The following is a 22,296-nucleotide window of genomic DNA, read 5'->3' on the forward strand; positions in this document are numbered from 1 at the left end:
CAAAAAACTGCGGGCAACTACTTCCGAAGTGGTACTGATGCTCAAAGCAATGAGTAGGTCCCAAATCGCATTGTTGTTGGAGGCGTCAGGATGAAATGAGCGACATTCACCGCGCATTTTAGTGTTGGCCATATGATTTCAGACCTTAATAGTTTGGCGAGAGAGAGAACATCATCTTCAGCCAACATCCGGACCTTCCGTCGAGGAAAGATATTGCCTTGTGCGACGAGGCGCTTGATTGTCGCAAGCGGGCCGTTGAGAGATGCCGCGGTGAGAGTATTATGAGCCGGTGCAGACCATCCCCAACATTGCCTATCTTGCGTCCGAGCTTTCGCCGTACCTAGCGGAAGCGCTACCGAATATTGCGACGGATCTTGCCTCGAAGAGTATTGAGGCTACTGCTACCGCCGCAGTACGAGGTTTGAGAACCATCGGCGCGTCTTTATCGCGGAAGTTTCGCCGAGCTCGAGTCTCGTCGAAAGCGTATGCGCTGTTTGAGAAAAACTGGCTGGAAGCGACGACACCATCGCAGCGCGAAAAAGCCATCCGCATCCTGCTGAATGAAGAGCCAAGGTTCGCGACGTCTTTGGATATGCTCCTGCTGCGTCGCGATTTCGTCATCGCGACGGCGTCCTACTGCAATCGGTTTCCAGCACTGGACCAAGATCGGATCCTCTCAGACGATTACGTACCGATGTCGATTCGACCGCTGACAAGTACGCCGTTTTCCGCGTCCTCTTTTGGGCCGTCTGACATCACGGCGGTAGGCAATCACATCATCGAGGGGGATGGAGGAGCGGGAAATCGACCTTCCTGCGTCATCTGGCCTGGACGGAAGCTCAAGCGCTGCTTCAGGACAGACACGAAGTTGCCTTTGATGACCTTCGGCTTCCTTGTTGGATTCGGGCGGCAGACCTTGCGGGTTCGGGAGACGTCGCGACTGCGCTACACCGCGCCACGACTTCAAGCCTCGGCGGGAGGCTGCGCCGGCCTTTACCTTTCGATTTTTTCGTTGCAAATACCGCTGATGGCCATCGCAACTGGCTCATATTTGTTGACGGTCTCGACGAACTTGAAAGCCGGGAACGTCGAGAAGTGTGGGACATTGTTCGCCTTCATGCCGAACAGGACAGCAGTTTCCAATTCATCGTCACATCGAGACCAGAAGCCATCGCTTCAATTTCGGCTAGTAGCCCATTTTCTCGCTGGAGAGTGGAGCCAGTAGATATAACTGGGCAGGCAATCTTTGCAGAAAAATATATCTCGGAATTGACCCTTCGCGACAAGTTCGTGGGGCTTCTTGCTCTACAAGAATACCGGTTTATCCGGGGTGTTCCATTGTTTCTCGCCATGTCCGCTCAGATCTTTGCAAGAAGCGGCGAACTGCACAAACGAAAAATCGATCTATACGAGCACTATGTGGCCAATGCGCTTGAGAAGGCTACCGAAGCCGACCCCAGTAAGATGGCCTTCTTAAGCGAGCTACTGTGCATTATTGCGGGGAATGAAACCACAATTGCGGATTTGGTTCGGCAGCGTCAGCACAACTCGCTTGTTCAAGCACTTACAGGCAGTTTGTCAGCCTTACGTGCGGAAGACGCTCTCGGCAGGTTGCTCGACCGTACTGCACTGGTCCGCAGCAGCGGCATCAAATGCACTTTTTCGCACGATTTGTTCCGTTCCTACTATCGCGCGTTGGATCTCGCCAGACGGTACACACCCGGTGTCGGCTTTCAAAGAGAGGTCGAGCCCTTTCGCGAGGGATGGGCCGTGATAGAGCAGCTTCTGTTGCTCTGGGACCGCGATGGTCTGAATGTGGAGCCTGTCTTGCGGTCCCTCCTGGAATATGGCGAGAAAGGTCTCCAATGTGCCGCCCAGGTCATGGCCGCAGTGCAACAGCCAGAACACAATAAGGTCGCAATCAGCGTTGCTAAGCGTTTTATAAGGGAGGCGAAAGATTCTGGGCCTACCATTCTGGCTCAACACATTCTCGCGATGCTCGCTGAAGCATGCGCCGCCGTGTGCTATCTACTGATCGAAGAACTTGATTCCACCGTTTGCACGTCCGACACCTTCATCGCGGAATGCCTGCTCGACGCGGGAGAACCTGACGAAGCCCTGGAGCATCTTCTCTGGTTAGCAGAGAGACATGATGGCTATTCGCCCGATAGAGTGACGGCGGCAGAACTTCTGCTCAAACACGACTATCGCGAGGAAGCACTTAGGGCGCTGCGAGATGTAGCGGAGAGCGGTGACGAGGATTGGACGAGGATCGACGCCGCATCCATTCTTTATGAACAGGAACGAACGCCGGAGAATCGGGTGCTTCTCGCAGATCTATGCGCGATCAACGACGGTATCGAGCCCGCCCAGCTATTTTCCAGCACACTAGCGCGACTGATGGTGATGGGAGAGGCTGAACTTGCGGTACCTTATCTACACGCGGCGGCTCAGTTGCCGGATGACTCCGTCCAACGTCGGTCCAATTTCCGTGAGGCCGTTGCGGCCGCCCAGTCGATAGCGACTCACCAGGATCGGCTGATGGGAAAGCAGGCTTTGGAGCGGATACTCGCGTCGTGCGAAAGTGTGAGCGAAAAAGCTGAGGTAGCCCGTGCGTTCGCCGATCTCGGTTTCGATCACGAGGCGCGATCTGTACTTCGTTCTAGCCTCGACAAAAATGAACTAGAAATCGACTGGCTCACTGTCGACCAGCTTGTTCGTCTCGACATGGCGGATGAAGCAAGTTCTGCTGTGGAAGCGGCAGTTGCACATCTGCTCGATGGGGATCCTCAGGTGTACAAGGCTGCCCATCTGCTCGAGCATGCACTGCCGATTCTCGATGGGAAGGCAATGTCCGCCTTTGTTCTCTCCCGAGCACGGTCGTTGAAGGAGCCGAGACTGGCTCGAAGCGTGGCACTACTCGGCGCGCCGGAGGATGCTCGTTTACTAGTTACGGGTTTCCTGAGGGATGAAAATATCGGTCTACGCATCAAGGCTGCGGGTGTGTTATGTGAACTAGGCGAGGCCAAGCTTGGCTGGAGCCTGCTGCGTACCATCGTTCGCGATAGCGATATCTTGGCTCGTGAGCGCGTAAAGGCAGCGGAAGAGTTGAAGAGCGTAGGCCTCTTGCGGCATGCCGCCTTTGCCTTTGCTCGTATCGCGCGAGACGATAGCGTTGACGTTCTCCATCGCACACGTGCAGCCATCGCGTTTGACGAGCTAGAACATATACGAAATCATCTCGTTTGGGATCCGCTCATGGCTATCCTGCAGGATAGCACGCGGCCTGTGGCTGAGCGTGTGGCTTCCGCTGAAACTCTGATCTGCATTGATGGCGAGGATGGCTATGACGACCTTGTCGATTCTGAGCTGCTTGCCATGCTGGACGACGGGGAACTCTCGGCGCGGGATGTCTTGCGCGTCGGAGCCTCGTTGGGCAATCAAGGTTGGGAGCTTGAGGAGATGCCGCGGGTACAGCAGGCGTTAAGATCCAGCGAGACAAGTACGTCGGAAAAAATAGAAGCACTTCGGGCTATTGGCAGATACGGCACAAATAAGGAGGTGATACAGCCTCTGATCCGGATCGCTGCGCATCCCGCTACGTCTGTGGAGTTCGCGCTCAAGGCAATCAAAGCCATTTGGCATCATGACGACAATGAGAAGGCGCAGGCGATACTCGGTCAAATTTCGCAGAACGCCGCGGTGCCTCCTGCATGGCGGCTGAAAGCTGCTAAAGAGCGGCGTGTAGGTCTTCGTTCGGACTCGTTGCTATTGCTGACGCAGGATGACTCGATCGATATCGGTACTCGCCTCAGTGCATTGGAGGCGTTGGCTGCAGATGCGCCTGTACAGCGGGAGGTTTTGCTTAGGGACATAGCAAATTCTACCGATCTTACTTTCTGGGATCGCCGCAAGATTGCGAAGGTTGCAAATCGACTGAAGTTGCCGGAGCTGAAGAAATCAGCGATCCAATCTATTAAGGATGACCAGCCTCTATCGATCTGGGAAATGGTTGAACTGGCCAAAATCTGCCGCGAGCTAGGCGACGCCACGGGTGCCGAACAGATTCTGAATGAGCTGCTCTCTCTGCCGCTAATTATCTTGATTAGCTGTGAAGATATGGAAGTGGTTCTCGAAGGAATCGAGCTCGCGGCAAATCTGGATCGAGATCTCGCTGCATGCAGGCTCAAACAGATATTGCTGTCGAAAGAGGTGGGATGGTGGTTAATCGTCGATTTCTTTAAGGCCTATGCCAAACTGGTTGGTCGGGAGCAGACTCAGATCGTTGCTGCGTCAATCGTTGAGCAATTGAATTCGGGTCTTCGTGATTCGGCTGGCGAGGAGTATTCGGGGTGGCCACGGCATGCGGAACAGCTTCTGAAGTGCGGCCTCTACAGCGACTATAGCTCGCTACTAGGCTTTGCGAAAAATGAAGGAAATAGTCTCAGTGAACGTGTAGCAGTCTGCGCTCTCGTTATAAATTACGCAGATGCAGATTCGCCCTCCCATAATGCGGGGCATGGAGTGTTAAGCCAACTACTTCGCGGTGAGTTGTCTACTACAGAGAAAATTGAGATTGCACAGGAGCTGCACCGTGCGCGCTATTCGGATGTGAATGGATGGCTGAATCAGTGTCTCTCGTGTCAGCCAGAACGTCCCGAGGATCGACGCACTCTTGCCGGTCTCCTTCACGATCTTGGCCGCGAGGACGAAGCGAAAACGCTTGTTGAGGGCCTGGATGCTTCCGAGTTGGTCAGTGGATTTTTATTTCAGACAGACAGGAATCTAGTGAAAAGTGTGCTCGAAGATGAGGTCAGGGACCAGTTAATATTCGATCAAGTATTTAGCAATGATGACCCGGTTGACCAAGTCTGGCGAGCAGCGGATTATGTGGAAGAGCATGGGGATCTTCGTGCGATCAAACTCATTCTAAATTCAGCTGAGGGGGGCAAAGATGATTCCCATCTTCAGTTGGATGCGATTGCTTGCTTAGATCGGCTCGGTTTTCGAAAAATCTCCCGGGTTTTGTTGGACGCTATGCCTAAAAATGGAATAGAACCTTATTGGTTTGGTGCGCAGCTACTTAGGTTTGGAAGAAAGTCAGAGGCGGCACCATTCTATGTTGAGTCGAGCCGCGCGAAGATAGAATATAACGAAAGCCTTGTTTGGAGCGGCTTGGCAGATTTGAGGCTCACGGCCGAACTGATGGAATCTCGAGCCAGGCAGCAGCCAATATAGGTGGGGGGCTGGATATCGATCTTTTCCCATTATCTTGCTTGTCGTTATTTTTTTGGGCGGCGGGCGGTGACGGAACGGCAGGCTCTGTCACACCCTTCCAGGCTGGACGAACTACAGATGGAAATCGCCCGCGGCTTCCGGCTGGTACAGCACTTTCCTGATCCCGATCCGGCGAGTCCGGTCTGAAATCCGCCAGTCGATGGCGTCCCCTTCCTGATAGCCCAGGATGGCGGCGCCGACGTCGGAACACACGGAGAACTTACCGGCGCTGCTGTCGGCGTCTTCCGGGTAGACCAGGGCAACTTCCATTTCTTCGTCGTCCAGCTGCAGCAAGGCCCTGGAGTTCATCGTGACGACATTCCGTGCCACCTGCTGCGGCGCGACGACGATGGCTCGTTCAAGCTCGTGCTCGAGTTCGACAACAGCCGGGCCTTGCTCGAGTTCGATCAGCTCCTTGAGCCGTGCCTTGTCGATCTCAGTGACGTAGATATCCGTGGAGTCGACAACGACGCCTTCGCGCAACAGCCGGAGATAGCGCCCCGCGGTCATGGAAAACGACTTCAGTGTCGGCGTTTCGGTCTCAAGCAGAAAGCCGCTGCGCAGAAAGGTCTTCAGCGAGCGTGCGTTGTCCGGGTGGATCTTGGCGATGAGCTTTTCGGCCCGCATGTCGAGGAAGGCCAGCTTCATGCCTTCGCGGATCGTGCTTGCCCCCAGGTTCCGGCCCCAGTTGTCGCAGTCTCCGATCACCAGGACGATTTCGCAGTCGGGGCCGGTCTTGACCAGGCGCACGAAGCCCACCGGGACGTCGCGCCTGTCATAGGCCATGAAGAAGCGGCCGCCCTGGTTGAACAGATGGGTCAGGATCGGCAGTTGCGTCCGATCGATGGCTTGCTCGATGAAGCGGGAGACATTGCGCGAATCGCTCAGATAGCAGGTGACGCGCTCGTCTTCCAACCAATCCATCAGCGTCAGCGCGTGCGTCCGGGTAATTTCCGGGCACAGCGAAATGAAAGGCTTGTTCATCTTCACCACACTCATTCGTAAAGGATGAAAGCCCTTCATGGCGATGGCCATGACGGTTCTTTCGGCAAACCCGGCATTTTAGGACGGAATGCGGATGGATGCTGGGCAGGCCGGGAACGGGCGTCGCTTGCAAGGCCGCAGGGGCGTGTCAGATCGCATGAACCCTGCGCCTGCGCATGATCCACCGCCAGTAATCCGCGAACAGTTTTGCCGACACGGCAAAAGCGATCAGCACGGCCGCGCCAGCAAGCATGGGCCATCGATGCGCCCAGGAATGTTCGAACACCAGGAGGACGAGCATGTGCCCCAGCGCGGCCATCAATGGTGCGCCGATCATCCATCCCGCGACGAACCAACGGTCGTGGCGGGTAAAGACCTTCGCGAAACTGAGGTGATAGGCCACGCGTGCGACGTAATAGGACAGCACCAGGGTCAGGAAAATGAGTGCGATGCCAGCAAGCGTCAAGTCCTCGGACACGCGGACCTTGTGCCAGCTTTGAAGCATCGGGTCACCGATCAGAATCCATTGGTCTACCGGCGGATCGTAGTGCGCGATCGGAATGATTCCGACACCGCGTGCAAGCCACGACAATCCGTGGAAGCAGTACCAGGCAAAGACGATCGAAGCTGCCGCGCCGAACAGCATACGCAGTTTGTGACTAGCCACTGCAGTAATTCCCATCGCGCTTGAAGTTCCCTGAGTATTCCATGAATACTCCTGGCGTTCTCGGCAGCCAGTCTCTAGGCCTCGCTTCCATACTGCTCCATCTTCCACCGCGCCCGCGGTCCCCGCTGCGTGTATTCGCGCCGGTAATCCGCCGGCGTTACGCCGAACTTGCGCTTGAAGGCGCGGCGAAAGGCTGCGACGTCCAGATAGCCGCAGTCATTGGCTATGTCCTCCACCGAACGCAGCGTCACTTCCAGCCACATCTGGCTCTTTCTCATCCGTATATCGGTGAGGAATTCATGCGGCGTGATCGCCAAATGCGTCCGGAAAAGGCGTGCCAAGGTTCTTTCACTGACCGCCGCATGTTGCGCGGCGTCGCCTATCGTCACGGCTTCCTGCGCATGCGCCAACAACCACTGCACGGCGCGATAGAGCGGGCTGTCCCGGGTGAGGCCGCTGACCTTCTCTATGGGCAGCGTCGACGCGATGATCTGCCGCGTGGGATCGAAGACGAGCTTGTCGCGCGATGCGCCGGCCAGTCCGGCGATGCCCGTGCGGTCCATCAGTTCAAGCACGCAGTCATAGGCCAATGAAGGCGTTCCGGCCAGCAGGATGCGCTCGCTGGCCCAGACAATCGGATCGTTGGCGATGGCCAGGTCCGGATGGGTCCGCGCGAAGCCGGACTGGTACGCCCATTGCACCGGCGTCTGCATCTTGTCCAGTACGCCTGCCGCCGCAACCAGCCAGACGCCGGTGCCGACCGCGCAGACGTAGCGTTTGTCCGCCACGGCGCTACGGATTTCGTGCAGCACGGCTTCGTTGCTTGCCACGCTGGCGCGCAGCTGCGGCACCGAGACCGTTTCCAGGGGCGGCACGAAGATGGCGCGCTCCATCGCCGAGTCCGGCGCGCCCGGCGGCATGAAGCATAGGTGTTCCGCTTCCGCCGATAGGTCCACTTCCGCGCAGCGCCACGTCACCACATGGCTGCTCGCTTGCCCGCTGCGGCTGCGGGCAATGCCGTTGGCGGTGCGGAACGTATCGATTGCGGCATGGATGGGGCCGTTCAATCTGCCGGCTGGCAGCAGCAGTTCCACATGCAGAGGGTAGTTGTCTGGAGCGGCACCCATGATGTCTGTTTGGAGCGCGGTCTTTCCGCGGAGGATCGAACAAAATCAACACGCAAATATTAGATCAACCGCGTCCTCCAAGGAGCTTATCCGTGCCCTATGCAACCGCGTCCGACGACACCCGCATCTACTACGAAACCTATGGCGAGGGCGCACCCGTCCTGTTCATCCATGGCGGCGGCGGCAACACCATCTGCTGGTATCAGCAGGTGCCATGTTTCGCCCGGGAGTACAAGGTCATCGTGATGGACTTGAGGGGTTTCAAGAACTCTCCCTGCGCGCCGGAACGTAACCATCCGCGGCATTACCCCGCAGACGTGCTGGCCATACTGGACCAGGAAGGCATAAGCAACGTGAACCTAGTGTGCCAGTCGCTGGGCGCATGGGCCGGCCTGCCGCTGGCCGTGCAGCACCCAGGGCGCGTCCAGGCGCTGTTCATCAGCGGTTCGCCGACGCCGGCCTATTCGCCCGAGACCTGGGAAATCCTGCGCAAGGCCGGCAAGACCTTTGACGACGGCCGCCACGACCTGCGCAGCAAGAGCATCGGCTGGAACCGCAAGAACGTCGAGGCCCGGCCCGAGATGCTGCACCTGTACGGCTGCATCAAGGCGCTCAACCCCAAGGGTTTCCTGGCGCTGACCATGCAGGCCGACGACGTCAAGATCCATCCCGCCGAGTTCGAGGGCTACCGCGTACCCACTTTGATGACCGGCGGCAGCCACGACGATTTCCTGACTCCGGAAAGCCACCATCTGGTCGCGAAGCTGTTGCCTGGCAGCAGCAAATACACCTTTGAAGACTCAGGCCACTCTCCTTATTTCGAAACGCCGCACGAATTCAATCGCGTGCTGCTCGAGTTCCTGGACGCACACAACTAGTTCCTGATCCTGCAAGAAGGAGACAACATGGCTGCCATCAAAAAAACACTGGGATTGGGGCTGGCTGGCGTCATGGCGCTGGCCAGCGTCGCCGCCATGGCGCAAACCGGTTATCCGAACCGGCCCATCCGCTGGATCGTTCCCTCGCCGGCCGGCGCGCCTATCGACGCCATCGGACGCAAGCTGGGCGAACTCATGTCCGCGCGGCTCGGCGCGTCCATCGTGATAGAAAACAAACCCGGCGCCGGTAGCACCATCGGCGCTACGGAAGTCGCGCGGGCCAAGCCCGACGGCTACACCTTGATGCTGAGCGTGGGCGACGCGCTCATTTCTTCGGTCGTGACCATGACGGTGCCTTATGACCCGCAGCGCGACTTCACGTTGATCAGCAAGATTGCCGCATCAGGTCCTGTGCTCATCGCGAACAAGTCCATGCCGGCCGGCGACCTGGCCGGGGCGGTCAAGGAGGCCCAGGCGGCGCAGGTCCCTCTGGCCTATGGGTCATATGGCCCGGGCTCATACCCGCAACTGATCATGGAAAGCCTGGCCAGGCAGTCTACGGTGAAGTTCATCGAAGTCCCCTACAAGGGCTCGCCGCCGGCGATGACCGATCTGCTGGGCGGACAACTGGCGTTTACCTTCACGTCCACCAGCATTGCGGCGCCCATGATCGCGGACGGCAAGGTCAAGGCCATCGCCGTCATCGGCGACAGGCGTTCGGCGCTGCTGCCTGAGGTCCAGACCTTCGCCGAAGCGGGATACGACGCCTTCATATTCAAGAACAAGGCCTGGGTCGGCCTGAGCGGCCCTGCCGGCATGCCTGCGGACGTTGTGCAGAAGCTAGCGGCGGCGGCCCAGCAGGTGGTGAGGGATCCAGAGTTCGGCAAGTATCTGGAGAACATCGGCTTCGACGCCGTGGGCAATACGCCAGAGGAGTTCCTGAAGGAGTATCGGGAGGAGTATTCGGTTGTGCCGGGGCTGATCAAGGAGTTGGGCGTGGCGGCGCATTGATCAGCGGGCTTATTTGATGGCGGGTGGATATCGGTGGACCCTGATATTCATTCGATATCAATTCTCAAATTCTTAATATTAGACAGCCCTGCGAAGCACGCCTAAAGTCATCCGCTGGACCATACGGCCAGGACCGCCGCCTAGAGCGGCCGGCCATCCACGCAAAGGAGACTTCCATGCAGCACCGCAGACAAATGCTGACGGCCATGTTGGCCGTGGCCTTGCTCGGCGCCGCCGGCCATCAGCCCGTCGCGCACGCCGAGACCTTCCCGTCCCGGCCGATCAAGTTCGTCGTGCCGTTCGGCCCGGGCAGCGGCACCGATACGTCGGCCCGCTATTTCGCCCGACAGCTGCAGGAGCTGACCGGACAGCCGGTGGTGGTGGAGAACAAGCCGGGCGCCAATGGCTTCATCGCGGTGAAGAACGTGCTGTCGGCGCCGGCGGATGGCTACACGGTGTTCATCGGCAGCAATTCGACGCTGGCGGTCAATGCGGCGTTGTTCAAGGCGCTGCCGTACGACCCGGTCAAGGATTTCGCGCCGCTGACCATGATGATGCGTTCGCCCGCCATGCTGGCCGTCAGTCCGCAGGCGCCGTACGGTACCCTGAAGGATCTGATCGCCTACGCCCAGGCTAATCCCGGCAAGGTGAACTTCGGCGCCGGTTCGGCTGGCTATCAGCTGATGGGCGAATTACTGAACGACAGCGCCGGCCTGAAGACGGTACATGTGCCGTTCAAGGGCGCCGGCGACGCCATCATGGCTGTGGCCGGGGGCACGGTGGACTACACGTTCGCCGAGGTGACAGCGGTGCAGGAACTGGCCAAGGACGGCCGCGTGAAGGTGGTGGCGGTGGCGTCGGACCAGCGTGTCGGGACTTCGCCCGACGTGCCGACCGCGATCGAGGCCGGCCTGCCAGGATTCGAAGCCTATACCTGGGTTGGCGCGATGGTCAGCGCCAAGACCCCGGCTGAACAGACCGGGCGCCTGGCCGAGCTGTTCACGCGCATATCCAAAATGCCCGAAACCCGTGCCTTCTATGAACGCCTGGGCGCCACGCCGATGACGGGCGGTCCCGCGCAGATGCGCGAATTCCAGCAGAAGGAAATCGCGCTGTGGCAGCGCATCGTCAAGAAGGCGAACGTTCCCCAACAATGAAGGAAGAGGCGAGCATGACGTCGCAAGCCCTGCAGAATGTGAAGGTGCTCGATCTGTCGCGCGTGCTGGCCGGCCCCTGGGCTGCCCAGACGCTGGGCGACCTGGGCGCGGAAGTGATCAAGGTGGAGCGGCCGGGTACGGGTGACGATACCCGCGCCTGGGGGCCGCCTTACGTGACCGATCCGGCGGGGCAGCCCACGGGCGAGTCCGCCTACTACATGTGCGCCAACCGCAACAAGCAGTCGGTCAGCATCGATTTCACCAAGCCCGAGGGGCAGGAACTGGTGCGGCAGCTGGCGCAGCAATGCGACGTGTTGATCGAGAACTTCAAGACCGGCGGGCTTGCGCAATACGGCCTGGACTATGCCTCGCTGAGCGAGCTGAATCCCAGGCTGGTGTACTGCTCGGTCACCGGCTTTGGCCAGGATGGCCCGTATGCGCACCGGGCCGGCTACGACTTCCTGATCCAGGGCATGGGCGGCCTGATGAGCATCACGGGCCACCCCGATGGCACGCCCGGAGGCGGTCCCATGAAAGTGGGCGTGGCGCTGACCGACATTCTGACGGGGCTGTATGCCAGCACCGCCATCCTGGCCGCGTTGCAGGCGCGCGCGCACACCGGGCGCGGCCAGCATATCGATCTGGCCTTGCTGGACGTGGGCGTTGCCTGTCTGGGCAATCAGGCGATGAACTATCTGTATGGCCAGCAAACGCCGCGCCGCATGGGCAACGCGCATCCGAATACGCTGCCGTATCAGGACTTTCCGACTGCGGACGGACACATGATCCTGGCTGTCGGCAACGATGGGCAATTCGCCCGGCTGTGCGCCGCCATAGAGCGGCCGCAATGGGCCGAGGACGAGCGCTTTGCGCGCAATGCGGCGCGGATCGCTCATCGCGACGAACTGATCGATGGCTTGCGCGCCATCACAGTCACCCGCAGCACGCGCGACTGGGTGGCGCTGCTGGAGCAGCACGGCGTGCCTTGCGGACCCATCAACACCGTCGCGGACGTGTTCGAGGATCCGCAGGTCCAGGCGCGCGGCCTGCGCATGAGCATGCAGCACCCGCAGGCGGGCGAAGTGCCGCTGGTCGCCAGCCCCATCCGCCTGTCGGATACGCCGGTCAGCTACCGCCACGCGCCGCCGCAGCTGGGCCAACATACCGACGCCGTCCTGGCCCGCCTGCTGGGCCTGAGCGCGGATACCCTGCACACGCATCGAATCAATGGAGTCCTGGGATGAGCAGTCTGAATTCACTGGCGTTGCCGCTGACGCGCATTCCTCCCGAAGACGAGGCCCTGCGCCCCGCCGTCCGCGCCTTCCTGCAGGAAGCGGTGCGCGACATGCCGGCGCATGTCCGGGCGCGTTCCTGGGGCGGCTACGACACCGCGTTCAGCCGCCGCGTGGGCGAACGCGGCTGGATCGGCCTGACCCTGCCGCGCGAGTATGGCGGCGGCGGACGCAGCGCATTCGCGCGTTATGTGTTGGTGGAAGAATTCCTTAATGCCGGCGCGCCGGTCGGGTCGCACTGGATTGCCGACCGGCAGAGCGCGCCGCTCATCCTCAAGTACGGCACGGAAGCGCAGAAGCGCTTCCACGTTCCCCGCATCTGCCGCGGCGAGTCGTTCTTCTGCATCGGCATGAGCGAACCCAACTCGGGCTCGGACCTGGCCAGCGTGCGCACGCGCGCGGTGCCAAACGACCGCGGCTGGTTGCTCAACGGCCAGAAGATCTGGACCACCAATGCCCATCACTGCCAATACATGATTGCGCTGGTGCGCACCTCGGGCGGACCGGAGGATCGCCACAAGGGCCTGTCGCAGGTGATCGTCGACCTGTCCCTGCCCGGCGTGACGGTGCGGCCGATCGAGGACCTGTCGGGCGACAGCCACTTCTGCGAAGTGTTCTTCGACAACGTGCAGCTGGACGCCGATGCGTTGGTGGGCGACGAAGGGCAGGGCTGGGAACAGGTCACCGCCGAACTGGCGTTCGAACGCAGCGGTCCGGAACGGCTGTATTCCAGCATCGTGCTGTTCGATCAATGGCTGGACTATGCGCGCCTGCCGGCCAATCGCACGCCCTCGGCCCAGCGGCTGGCCGGCAAGGTGCTGGGCCAACTGACGCCGCTGCGGGCCATGTCGGTATCGGTGCAGGAGAAGCTGACGCGCGGCGCCAGCCCCATCGTGGAGGCGGCGCTGGTCAAGGAGCTGGGCACCACGCTGGAACAGATGATCCCTGCCTGGATAGCGGAAGACCTGTATTCGCGCGAGGCCGAGGACATTCCGGTGGAATTGCTGATGACCTTGAAATACGTGACGGAGGCTTCGCCTTCGTTTTCCCTGCGGGGCGGCACTCGCGAGATTCTGCGCGGCATGATCGCGCGCGGTCTGGGCCTGCGTTGAAGGAGCATGACATGAGCGACAACGATCTGTACGCCGATGCCGCGCGCCAGGTGCTGGCGGACCATTGCACGCCGCAGGCGGTGCGCGATATCGAAGCGGGCGGCGACTCCGCCGGCAGGATCTGGCGACAGCTGGAGGAGACCGGCCTGGCCGATGCGCTGGTCGGCGAGGACGAGGGCGGCTCCGGGCTGAGCCTGGAGCAGGTATTCGGCGTGCTGGAGCAATGCGGCGCCCACGCGTTGCCCCTGCTGCTGGGCGAGACCATGATTGCGCGCGCCTTGCTACCTGCGGGGCAGCGGCCGGCGGGCAGCATCGCCCTGGCGCGCGGCGTGCAACAAGCGGATGGCGCCTGGCATTGCGCGCTGGTGCGCGGCGGCGCGGTGGCTGACAGCGTGCTGGTGCAGACGGGCCACGTCTGGCGCCTGCTGGACGCCGCGCAGGCGCACAGGGAGCCGCAGGCGCTGGCATTGGACGCCGCCATGCGCTGGACGCCGGCGCAGGTCGCGACGGCGCCGCAGGCGCCGATGGATGCGGCTATCGACGTGCGCACCGTGCAGGCCAGCGTGGTCGCGCCGCAGATGGCGGGCGCGCTGGGCAGCGTGCTGGAGCGCACCCTGCAGTACGCCAACGAGCGCCAGCAGTTCGGCCGGCCCATCGGCAAGTTCCAGGCCATCCAGCATCAGCTGGCCGTCATGAGCGAACACGTCTGCGCTGCCCGCATGGCGGCGCAGCTCGGCTGCCATGCCGACGGCGTGGCGCCGGACCGGCTGCGGGTGGCGGTCGCCAAGGCGCGCTGCAGCGAGGCGGCGCTGGTGGTGTCCGAGCTTGCGCACGCCGTACATGGCGCGATCGGCTTCACGGAAGAATACGACCTGCAACTCTACACGCGCCGCTTGCATGCCTGGCGTCAGACCGCGGGCAGCGAGGCCTACTGGCAGGACGTGGCGGGCGAGGCGCTGTTCGCGCACGCAGGGCCAACCCTGGACCTGGTGCGCACGATTACCGACGTCCCGGCGTAAGCCTGGCTTTCAGGAGACACTTGCATGGCTTTTCTGCAAATAGAGCGCGACGGCGGCATTGTCGTCGCCACCATGAATCAGCCGGAGACACGCAATGCGCTGACCGGCAACACCGCCATCGAAGAGATCGTGCAGTTGTGCGCGGACATCCGCCAGGACGCCGGCGTGAAGGTGCTGATCCTGACCGCCGCCGGGCCGATCTTCAGCTCGGGCGGCAACGTCAAGGACATGCGCCGCTTTTTCGACGATGCGCTGACTCCCGAGCGCATCTGCGAGGAGTACCGGCAGGGCATCCAGCGTATTCCGCTTGCGCTGCATGGCCTGGACGTGCCCGTCATCTGCGCGGTCAATGGCCCGGCCATCGGCGCCGGCCTGGACATCGCCTGCATGTGCGACATCCGCATCGCGGCCGACACGGCCACGTTTGCCGAGAGCTTCGTGCGCGTGGGCATCGTGCCCGGCGACGGCGGCGCCTGGCTGCTGCCGCGCGCGGTGGGCATGGCCCGCGCCAGCGAAATGGCTTACACGGGCGAGGCCATCAGCGCGCAGGATGCGCTGGCCTGGGGCCTGGTCAGCCGGGTGGTTCCAGCCGCCGATCTGCTGCCCGCCGCCAGGACGCTGGCCGCGAAGATCGCCGCCAATCCCGGCGGCGTCATGCGCATGACCAAGCGCCTGCTGCGCGAAGGCCAGCACAGCAGCCTGGCGTCCTTGCTGGAGCTGTCGGCCAGTTACCAGGCCCTGGCCCACAAGACCGCCGAACACCGCGAGGCGGTCACCGCATTCATCGAGAAGCGCGCGCCGAAGTTCTGAAGGGCGGCGCTGCCGATGCGTTGGCGCGTCGGCAGCGTCGGATCCGATCCTCGCTGCCTACTGCTTGTCCATATACGTCAGCGCGGAAGCCACCAGCGCGCGCACGCCCACGCGCAGCGCGCTCTCGTCGATGGCGAACTCCGGCGAATGGTTGGGCGCGCCGCTCTTGTCGCCGAACGGCGAGGCATTGATGAACCAGAAGACCGAGGGCACCTTGCCACTGACGCCATAGGCGCCGAAGTCCTCGCTGCCGGTGGACGGCGCCGGCATTTCAACCGTCTTGCCGGCGCCGGCCGCTGCCTGCCATGCTGGTATCAGGTTGCCGGTCAGGGATTTATCGTTGTCGACGACCTCGTAGCCGGTGTAGATGTTCACCTTGGAGCTCAGGCCGTAGGCCTGCGCAATATGCTCGGCGCGTGCGCGGATGGCCTCGTGGACGATGCGTTGGTTGTGCGACGATAGCGAGCGTACCGTGCCTGCCAGTTCGGCGCTTTCGGGCAGGATGTTTGCGCGCCGGCCACTTTGCAACATGCCGATGGACAGCACGGTCACGCCGTCAGACTGATCCACCTTGCTGCTGGTGATGCCCTGCAACGCCAATGTCAGTTCGGCCGCGGGTACGAGCGCGGGATTGGCGGTCCATGGGCGGCCGCCGTGTCCGCCTTTGCCGTGCAGCGAGATCTCGAAGCGGTCGCCGCTGGCCATGGTGGGGCCGGCGCGATAGGCGATGGTGCCGGAGGGCGCGCCGGCGCCGATGTGCTGGCCGAAGACCACGTCCACTTTGGGATTCTCCAGCACGCCCTGCGCGATCATGGCCCTGGCGCCGCTGGGTTCCTTGTCGGGTCCCCATTCTTCCGCGGGCTGGAACAGGAAGACGATCGTGCCGGGCAGTTCCTCCCGCATCGCCGACAAGGCCTTGGCCGCGCCCAGCAGCATGGCGACATGAGTGTCGTGGCCGCAGGCGTGGGAAACCGATACCTGCTCTCCGCGCCAGACGGCCTTGGCCTGCGAGCGGAACGGCAGGTCATTGCGTTCCTCGACGGGCAGGGCGTCCATGTCGGCGCGCAATGCCACTACAGGCCCCGGCTTGCCGCCCTTGAGCACAGCCTTGATGCCGGTACGCGCCACGCCGGTCTCGACGGTCATGCCCGGCATCGCGCGCAGGGCGTCGGCGATATATTTCGCCGTTTCCGTCTCCTGGTACGACAGCTCCGGATGCTGGTGTATGTGGCGTCTCCATGCGATCACTTCAGGTTCGGTCTGGTCCGCCCGTTGCAGGGCTTCCTGCAGCAGGCCGGCGCCGGAGGCGGCCACGGGCGTGGACGGAGCCAGGGTCAGACCCAGCATCAATCCGGAACTCGCGGCCATAAGCCGGTTGAGGAGGGGCATGCCTTGCTCCAATCAGTGGGTCGCCTCGGATCTGCGGGCCAGGGAGAAATTTTCAGCGCCGGGCGCAGGCCGCGATGGCGCCTGCGACGTAGTCGATGTTGCCGTCGGTCAGGCCGGCCACGCAGAGTCTGCCGGATTTCAGCAGATACACGGCATGTTCGCGCCGCAGCGATTCGACCTGCTGGGGGCTCAGCCGCATGTAGCTGAACAGTCCTTGCTGCCGCTCGATGTAGTCCCAGGTTTCGGGCGCGCCGGTCAGTTGCGTCAGCGCGCCGGACAGGCGGGTGCGCAGGCTGACGAGCCGTGTCCGCATCTGCTCCAGTTCTTCGGTCCAGACCTGCCGCAACGCGCGATCGCTCAGAACGGCGGCGACCAAGGCAGCGCCAAACGTAGGAGGCGTGGAATAGTTGCCGCGTATCAGCAACTTGAGCTGGCCCAGCGCGCGGTCCGCGGCGGCTTTGTCGCGACACACGATATTCAGGGCGCCGCAGCGTTCGCCGTACAGGGAAAAGTTCTTCGAGAAGGAGCTGGCGACCAGACATTCCACGCCAGCACGCGCCATTGCACGGATTGGTTCGGCGTCTGCGTCCAGGCCTAGTCCAAACCCCTGGTACGCCAGGTCGAAAAAGGGAATCAGGCCTTGGCGCGCAAACAGTTCGGTCAGTGCCTCCCACTGATCCGCGGACAGGTCCACGCCCGTTGGGTTGTGGCAGCTGGCGTGCAGCACGACGATGGACCCGGCCGGCAGTGCCTGCAACGCGTCATGCATCTGCGCGAAGCGCACGGTGGCAGTTTCGGCGTCGTAGTAAGGGTACTCATGCACCGTGAAGCCTGCCTGGCGAAAGATCTGGGCATGGTTCTCCCAGGTCGGATCGCTGACCCAGACCGTCGCGTCGGGGCGGATTTGGCGCAGCAAGTCCGCGCCCAGCTTCAAGGCGCCGGTGCCGCCGACGCTTTGGGCCGTCACCACGCGCTCAGGTTCAGGGCCATCGGCGCCCAGGACCAGTTCTCTGGCGGCGTTGCGGTACGGCGCCGATCCGGGAATGGGCAGGTACGGATGCGGCTTGTCCGCCTGCACGAGCATGTCGCGCGCCTGGCGCACGGCGCGCATCACGGGGATGGTGCCATCCTCGGCAAAGTAGGTGCCGATGCTGAGGCTCACCTTGTGCGGAGCCGGGTCGTTCTGGAAGGCTTCAACCAGCGCGAAGATCGTATCGCCGGCCGCAGCGGGCAGGGGGGAGAAAAGGGACTGCATGGAGCTGCCTCATGAGGAAGATGCGGCCGCGGCGGGCCAGGATGTCAGCGTGGCGCTTGGATCTGCACCGCCAGCGTACCGATGCCTTCGATCGTTGCGCTGATTTCGTCGCCGACATTGAGGAACGTGCCTTGCGGCGCGCCCACGCCGGCGGGCGTACCTGTCAGTACCAGATCGCCGGGCTCCAGCGTCATGATGCGGCTCAGGGTCACCAGCTGCTCGCGGATGTCGAAGACCATGCCGCTGGTGCGCGCGTCTTGCTTGCACTGGCCGTTGACGCTGAGCGTCAATCTCAGATCCATGGGGTCGCGGATGAACGCCGCAGGCACCAGCCTGGGGCCGAGGGGGCAACTGGTGTCATGCGCCTTGCCGGCTACCCAGTCCAGCTTGTAGAAGGTGTCGGGCGCCTTGTTGAGATCGCGCGCCGACATGTCCACGGCCACCGTATACGCCGCCACATGGTCGAGCGCGTCTTCCAGGCGCAGGTTCCTGGCGGTCTTGCCTATCACCAGCGCCAGTTCGATTTCCCAGTCCAGGCGTTCGCAACCGATGGGCATGTGTACCGTTGCGCCCTCGCCGACCACGGCCTGGCGCGGCGGCTTGAAGAAGAAGAACAGGCGCTGCGCGGATTTGTCCGCGGCATTCGGCACGTTCATTTCCGCCAGATGATCATGGTAGTTGGCCCCCGCGCACAGCACCTTGCCTGGATACTGCAGCGGCGCCAGATGGCGGACCGGACCGGCGACTTCGTGACCGGCGAGCGCCGCGCGGCGGGCGGCCGCCTGCTCCAGCAATGCCAACGAGCGCGGCCAGTCCTCGAAGAGTTCCCGGACGGACGCGTCCAGCGCCGGCAGGTCCAGGATCCTCGCGCAAGCGGCAAGGGGATAGTGGCTGCCATCGATCTCCAGGCAGGCGACAGGACGGGAGGCGACGTCGAGAGTGGTCAATGCAAACATGGGTATTGATCCGGTGAGATGGGAAAGAGAGGCGTCGCTCAGTCGATGACGAAGCCGGACTGGGCCACCGTGTCGCGCCACTGGTCGAACTGCTCCCGCGCGAGCGCATCGACGGCCTGCGGTGTGCCGCCGGCTGGCCGCATGCCCAGCTCGGCGACTCGCTTGGCCACGTCAGGCAGGGCCAGGATCTCGTTCACCGCCGTGTTCAGCTTGCGGACGGCCGGCTCAGGGGTGCCGGCCGGCGCATACAGTCCGGCCCAGCCCGAGGTCTCGAGTTCGCCCAGCCCGAGTTCGCGCATGGTCGGCGTTTGCGGCAGCGCCGGTTCGCGTTGCGCGCTGAAGGTCGCCAGAACGCGCAGTTTGCCAGCCTGCGCCAGGGGGACGACTTCGCCGGCGTCCATCACGATGGCATTGATGTGTCCGCCCAGCAGCGCGGTGACGGCATCCTTGCCGCCCTTGAACGCGATGTGCTCCAGCGGCGTATCCAGGCGCCTGGCCAGCGAAACGCCCAGGAAATGCTGCAGGCTGCCGGTGCCGGATGTGCCGTAGAACGTCTGGTCCGGATTCTGTTTGGCCCAGGTCCGGAATCCCTCGAACGAGGTGATGGGACTGTCGGCCGCGACGGCAAGCACGATGTCCCAGCTCACCAGCTGCGTCACCGGCTTGAGGTCGGTGAAAGGGTCGTAGCCGAGCTGACGGAACAGGTGCGGGTAGAGGAAGATGGCCACGCCTGGCGCCACCAGCAGGCTGTTGCCATCCGGCGCCGCGCCCTTGACCGCCTGAATGGCGATGCGCGTCTGCGCACCGGGGCGGTTCTCCACCACCACCGGCCGCTCCAGATGACTGGGAATCTTCTCGGCCACGATCCTGGCTATGGTGTCGAACGAGCCGCCGGCCGGCAGGCCGACGACCAGCTTTGCAGGCTGCTGCGCGTGGCCGCTGGCGGCCATGAACAGGCCGGCCAACGCCAGGTACTTGAGTCGGGTTATCACGGAGGCCCCGCCGGGAACGGCTGTCTTCATCTTGTCTCCACGGTCTTTTTATTTGAGTTGACCCTGGCGAGGATTGTAGGCGCGTGGTGAAAACCGTCTAATGAAGATTAGTCATCGGGTGAAAGCCAATAGGAATTATAAAAATAGGAATGGCGCCGCGGCGACCTGTCTGCCGTCCCGCTCGGCGATGGCCACCACGGCGGCCAACGGACCAGGGCTAGGGATAGACGGGCTGGTCGCGGCGGGTGCCAGCGCCCCAGTCCACATCAAGACTGGCGATTGGCGCAACCTTGCGCGTCGCATTGTCGATGCACACGAGCCCGGCCTTCCCCGTGGCGACCGCGCGCCCGCTCTGCTTTTCCGTCAGGTGAAATTCCAGATCGAAGCCGTACTGGTTGAAGTTGTCGGGGGCGATTTCGATGCGCAGGACTTCTCCGTGGTGACTTTCTGACTTGTATTGAAGGGCCAGGTCCGCCACGACGAAATGATGCCCCTCGATGTCTTGTTCCTGATAGCCCAACGAGTTGATGAACCTGACCCTGGCCTCCGAGACCAGAGTGATCAACTGGGCATGGTCGAGGTGTCCCCCGTAGTTGATGTGGCCGGCATAGATCTGGATCTCGGTGGCGAAGGGGTAGTGGCTTCTGGGTTCGAACAAGAGGCGTGGCACGTGAGGAAGACTAAAAGAGTGTGTGTTGAAGGATGAATTCCGCGCGCCGCTATTGGGGCTCGCAGGGACTGCCGTCAGTGGCGGGCGCGCGTCGCGCGATCAGGGCGGGCAGGTCTCGTTTAAGCACCTTGCCCATGGGGTTGCGTGGCAGTGATTCCAGGATGAACCAGTGCCTGGGTACTGCGTAGTCGGCCAGCCATTGGACGCAGTGCGCCTCAAGGCGCTCGCTATCCAGCGCCGCGCCGGGCCGGAAGACGATGCAGGCCGCCGCTTCTTCGCCCAGCTTGGGATGAGGGAAGGGGATCACCGCGACTTCCTGTATTTGCGGCAGGCGCTGCAGCGCGTTTTCGATGGCGGCGGACGAGACTTTCAGGCCGCCGCGATTGATCACGTCCTTGCTGCGGTCGACGAAGCGGAACAGCCCGTCCTCGTCCTGGACCACGATGTCGCCGGTGTGTAGCCAGCCGTTGCGAAAGGTGTTTGCGCTTTCCTGCGGGTTTTCGAAGTAGCCTTGGGCCATGCTGGGGCCGCGAAAGCATAGTTCGCCTGGCTCGCCCGGCGGGACTGCTTGACCGTTCTCGTCCACCGCGCGCAATTCGCAGTTGGGCATGGCGGCGCCGATCATTCCCGCCTTGGCGGGCAGCCAGTGAGGCGGCAGGCTCGCGCCCGCAGGTCCGCTTTCGGTCATGCCCCAGATCTGCATCTGGTCTACCCAGGGCCAGGCCTGGGCTATGCGTTCGATGGCGGCCACGGGCATGGGCGCGCCGCCATAAGCGATCCGCCGCAGGCGCCCCAGGGCGTACGTTCCGCGTTCGCATTCGTCCAGCATGTACTGGATCACGGCGGGCACGCCATGGTAGACGGTGGATTGCTCGGATTCCGCCAGGCGCAACCGGTCAGCGTTGCCGGGCAGATGCTCCAGGACGAAGCCGGCGCCGTGCACCCAGGAGGACATGCATCCAAGATTCAGGCAGGAACTGGTGAAGAATGGAAAGGCGCCCTGGTAGAGGTCGCCGGCGCCCAGCCCGACAGCCTGACCGACGGCGAATCCGGCGGCGATCATGCTCCGATGGCTGTGGATGACGGCCTTGGAGCGGGAGGTCGTGCCCGAAGTAAAGAGCAAGCATGCGGGCGAGTCCGGATCCGGGCCGACGGCCGCGGATAGACCGGCGTCCGTGCCGTGCAAAGGGTCTTGCCATGCGTTCGCGGCATTCGCGGGGGCGTCGATATGCACTTGCCTGGTGCGTGTCAGGCGTTGCAAACGGGCGGCCGACGCCGTGCCGCAGACCACCAGAGCGGGGGTCACCAAGTCCAGCGCGTGGACGAGATCGTCGTCGGCGGCGCGCGTGTTCATGGGCACGGCAACCGCGCCTATGGCGAAGCAGCCGAGCGCAGTCAGGATGGCTTCCCGTCCGGCGTCGTTCGCCAGGTAAATGGCGACCCGGTCGCCGGACTCGATGCCGATGGCGCGCAGCCACCCCCCCATCCGGCGTGAAAAAAGAGCTAGCTGCGCGTAGGTCAGACGATCGCGAAAACCCTGAATCGATTGCGCTGATAACGCGACCCGATGGGGCTGCTGTCTGGCCCGCAGTTCAAGCAGTTGTCTCAGGGTTTTGCCGGAGACTGCATCCCACGAGGGCGGGAGCGAATCATCATGCGGCGCTTCGGATTCCATGATTTTTGCCTCTGCTGCGATTGAG

The 22,296-nt window shown here is 62.4% G+C and carries 18 protein-coding genes; 9 read left to right on the forward strand and 9 right to left on the reverse strand.

Translation table 11 applies throughout. The annotated features are described in order from the left end of the window. Positions 1–289: 289 nt before the first annotated feature. A complete protein-coding gene (locus tag NGK62_RS14985; protein ID WP_251878912.1) occupies positions 290–1,225 on the forward strand; it encodes a hypothetical protein in 936 nt (311 codons plus the stop codon). After that, the gene (locus NGK62_RS14990) at positions 1,213–5,238 is read left to right on the forward strand and encodes an NACHT domain-containing protein (protein ID WP_251878914.1); all 4,026 of its coding nucleotides are present in this window, start codon (positions 1,213–1,215) and stop codon (positions 5,236–5,238) included. The genes NGK62_RS14985 and NGK62_RS14990 overlap by 13 nt, the downstream gene beginning before the upstream one ends. Positions 5,239–5,349: 111 nt before the next feature. On the opposite strand, the gene NGK62_RS14995 is transcribed toward NGK62_RS14990, so the two are convergent. The 3 genes from NGK62_RS14995 to NGK62_RS15005 all read right to left on the reverse strand — a co-directional run bounded on the left by NGK62_RS14995 (position 5,350) and on the right by NGK62_RS15005 (position 8,055). Further along, entirely contained in the window at positions 5,350–6,312 is a 963-nt protein-coding gene (locus NGK62_RS14995) for a bifunctional GNAT family N-acetyltransferase/nucleoside diphosphate kinase regulator (RefSeq protein ID WP_251878916.1), read from the reverse strand. Positions 6,313–6,409: 97 nt separating this feature from the next. Next, positions 6,410–6,907, reverse strand: coding sequence for a hypothetical protein (locus NGK62_RS15000; RefSeq protein ID WP_251878917.1), 498 nt, complete (start codon positions 6,905–6,907; stop codon positions 6,410–6,412). A gap of 95 nt (positions 6,908–7,002) precedes the next feature. Next, positions 7,003–8,055, reverse strand: a complete 1,053-nt coding sequence (locus NGK62_RS15005) for a GlxA family transcriptional regulator (protein ID WP_251878919.1) — start codon at positions 8,053–8,055, stop codon at positions 7,003–7,005. A 92-nt stretch (positions 8,056–8,147) separates the two neighbouring features. Between NGK62_RS15005 and NGK62_RS15010 the strand changes: the two genes are divergently transcribed. The 7 genes from NGK62_RS15010 (at position 8,148) to NGK62_RS15040 (ending at position 15,334) form a co-directional block, all read left to right on the forward strand. After that, a complete protein-coding gene (locus NGK62_RS15010) occupies positions 8,148–8,933 on the forward strand; it encodes an alpha/beta fold hydrolase (protein ID WP_251878921.1) in 786 nt (261 codons plus the stop codon). A gap of 27 nt (positions 8,934–8,960) precedes the next feature. Then, a complete protein-coding gene (locus NGK62_RS15015; RefSeq protein WP_251878923.1) occupies positions 8,961–9,944 on the forward strand; it encodes a Bug family tripartite tricarboxylate transporter substrate binding protein in 984 nt (327 codons plus the stop codon). A 176-nt stretch (positions 9,945–10,120) separates the two neighbouring features. Next, complete coding sequence (locus tag NGK62_RS15020) at positions 10,121–11,101, forward strand: Bug family tripartite tricarboxylate transporter substrate binding protein (RefSeq protein WP_251878925.1); 981 nt, start codon at positions 10,121–10,123, stop codon at positions 11,099–11,101. Continuing rightward, the gene (locus NGK62_RS15025; protein ID WP_251878927.1) at positions 11,098–12,345 is read left to right on the forward strand and encodes a CaiB/BaiF CoA transferase family protein; all 1,248 of its coding nucleotides are present in this window, start codon (positions 11,098–11,100) and stop codon (positions 12,343–12,345) included. The genes NGK62_RS15020 and NGK62_RS15025 overlap by 4 nt, the downstream gene beginning before the upstream one ends. Beyond that, on the forward strand, positions 12,342–13,505 hold the full coding sequence (locus NGK62_RS15030) for an acyl-CoA dehydrogenase family protein (RefSeq protein ID WP_251878929.1): 1,164 nt from the start codon (positions 12,342–12,344) through the stop codon (positions 13,503–13,505). Before NGK62_RS15025 ends, NGK62_RS15030 begins: the two co-directional genes overlap by 4 nt. Before the next feature lie 11 nt (positions 13,506–13,516). Then, the gene (locus NGK62_RS15035) at positions 13,517–14,524 is read left to right on the forward strand and encodes an acyl-CoA dehydrogenase family protein (protein WP_251878932.1); all 1,008 of its coding nucleotides are present in this window, start codon (positions 13,517–13,519) and stop codon (positions 14,522–14,524) included. Between the two features lie 24 nt (positions 14,525–14,548). After that, complete coding sequence (locus NGK62_RS15040) at positions 14,549–15,334, forward strand: crotonase/enoyl-CoA hydratase family protein (protein ID WP_251878934.1); 786 nt, start codon at positions 14,549–14,551, stop codon at positions 15,332–15,334. 57 nt (positions 15,335–15,391) lie between these two features. Here the strand turns inward: NGK62_RS15040 and NGK62_RS15045 are convergent, their stop codons facing one another. From NGK62_RS15045 to NGK62_RS15070, 6 genes are all read right to left on the reverse strand, one after another. Beyond that, positions 15,392–16,723 (reverse strand): M20 metallopeptidase family protein, encoded by a 1,332-nt coding sequence (locus NGK62_RS15045; RefSeq protein WP_251878936.1) that lies wholly within the window; start codon positions 16,721–16,723, stop codon positions 15,392–15,394. Between the two features lie 52 nt (positions 16,724–16,775). After that, entirely contained in the window at positions 16,776–17,978 is a 1,203-nt protein-coding gene (locus NGK62_RS15050) for an amino acid aminotransferase (RefSeq protein ID WP_251878938.1), read from the reverse strand. Between the two features lie 44 nt (positions 17,979–18,022). Further along, entirely contained in the window at positions 18,023–18,934 is a 912-nt protein-coding gene (locus NGK62_RS15055; protein WP_118931513.1) for a fumarylacetoacetate hydrolase family protein, read from the reverse strand. Between the two features lie 38 nt (positions 18,935–18,972). Next, the gene (locus tag NGK62_RS15060; protein ID WP_251878940.1) at positions 18,973–19,956 is read right to left on the reverse strand and encodes a Bug family tripartite tricarboxylate transporter substrate binding protein; all 984 of its coding nucleotides are present in this window, start codon (positions 19,954–19,956) and stop codon (positions 18,973–18,975) included. Positions 19,957–20,143: 187 nt separating this feature from the next. Next, a complete protein-coding gene (locus NGK62_RS15065; protein WP_223283277.1) occupies positions 20,144–20,584 on the reverse strand; it encodes an acyl-CoA thioesterase in 441 nt (146 codons plus the stop codon). A gap of 61 nt (positions 20,585–20,645) precedes the next feature. Further along, positions 20,646–22,271 (reverse strand): class I adenylate-forming enzyme family protein, encoded by a 1,626-nt coding sequence (locus tag NGK62_RS15070; RefSeq protein ID WP_118931516.1) that lies wholly within the window; start codon positions 22,269–22,271, stop codon positions 20,646–20,648. Positions 22,272–22,296: the final 25 nt, after the last annotated feature.

Origin of the sequence: Achromobacter sp. Marseille-Q4954, assembly GCF_943737025.1 — a bacterium.
Lineage (GTDB): Bacteria > Pseudomonadota > Gammaproteobacteria > Burkholderiales > Burkholderiaceae_B > Achromobacter > Achromobacter bronchisepticus_A.

Bases quoted from the DNA above. Each gene is read 5' to 3' on its own strand.
- NGK62_RS15015 (WP_251878923.1), top strand. From the start codon at position 8,961: ATGGCTGCCATCAAAAAAACACTGGGATTGGGGCTGGCTGGCGTCATG.
- NGK62_RS15000 (WP_251878917.1), bottom strand. From the start codon at position 6,907: ATGCTGTTCGGCGCGGCAGCTTCGATCGTCTTTGCCTGGTACTGCTTC.
- NGK62_RS15060 (WP_251878940.1), bottom strand. From the start codon at position 19,956: ATGAAGACAGCCGTTCCCGGCGGGGCCTCCGTGATAACCCGACTCAAG.
- NGK62_RS15025 (WP_251878927.1), top strand. From the start codon at position 11,098: ATGAAGGAAGAGGCGAGCATGACGTCGCAAGCCCTGCAGAATGTGAAG.
- NGK62_RS15055 (WP_118931513.1), bottom strand. From the start codon at position 18,934: ATGTTTGCATTGACCACTCTCGACGTCGCCTCCCGTCCTGTCGCCTGC.
- NGK62_RS15020 (WP_251878925.1), top strand. From the start codon at position 10,121: ATGCAGCACCGCAGACAAATGCTGACGGCCATGTTGGCCGTGGCCTTG.
- NGK62_RS15045 (WP_251878936.1), bottom strand. From the start codon at position 16,723: ATGCCCCTCCTCAACCGGCTTATGGCCGCGAGTTCCGGATTGATGCTG.
- NGK62_RS15040 (WP_251878934.1), top strand. From the start codon at position 14,549: ATGGCTTTTCTGCAAATAGAGCGCGACGGCGGCATTGTCGTCGCCACC.
- NGK62_RS15070 (WP_118931516.1), bottom strand. From the start codon at position 22,271: ATGGAATCCGAAGCGCCGCATGATGATTCGCTCCCGCCCTCGTGGGAT.
- NGK62_RS14995 (WP_251878916.1), bottom strand. From the start codon at position 6,312: ATGGCCATCGCCATGAAGGGCTTTCATCCTTTACGAATGAGTGTGGTG.
- NGK62_RS15030 (WP_251878929.1), top strand. From the start codon at position 12,342: ATGAGCAGTCTGAATTCACTGGCGTTGCCGCTGACGCGCATTCCTCCC.
- NGK62_RS15035 (WP_251878932.1), top strand. From the start codon at position 13,517: ATGAGCGACAACGATCTGTACGCCGATGCCGCGCGCCAGGTGCTGGCG.
- NGK62_RS15005 (WP_251878919.1), bottom strand. From the start codon at position 8,055: ATGGGTGCCGCTCCAGACAACTACCCTCTGCATGTGGAACTGCTGCTG.
- NGK62_RS15050 (WP_251878938.1), bottom strand. From the start codon at position 17,978: ATGCAGTCCCTTTTCTCCCCCCTGCCCGCTGCGGCCGGCGATACGATC.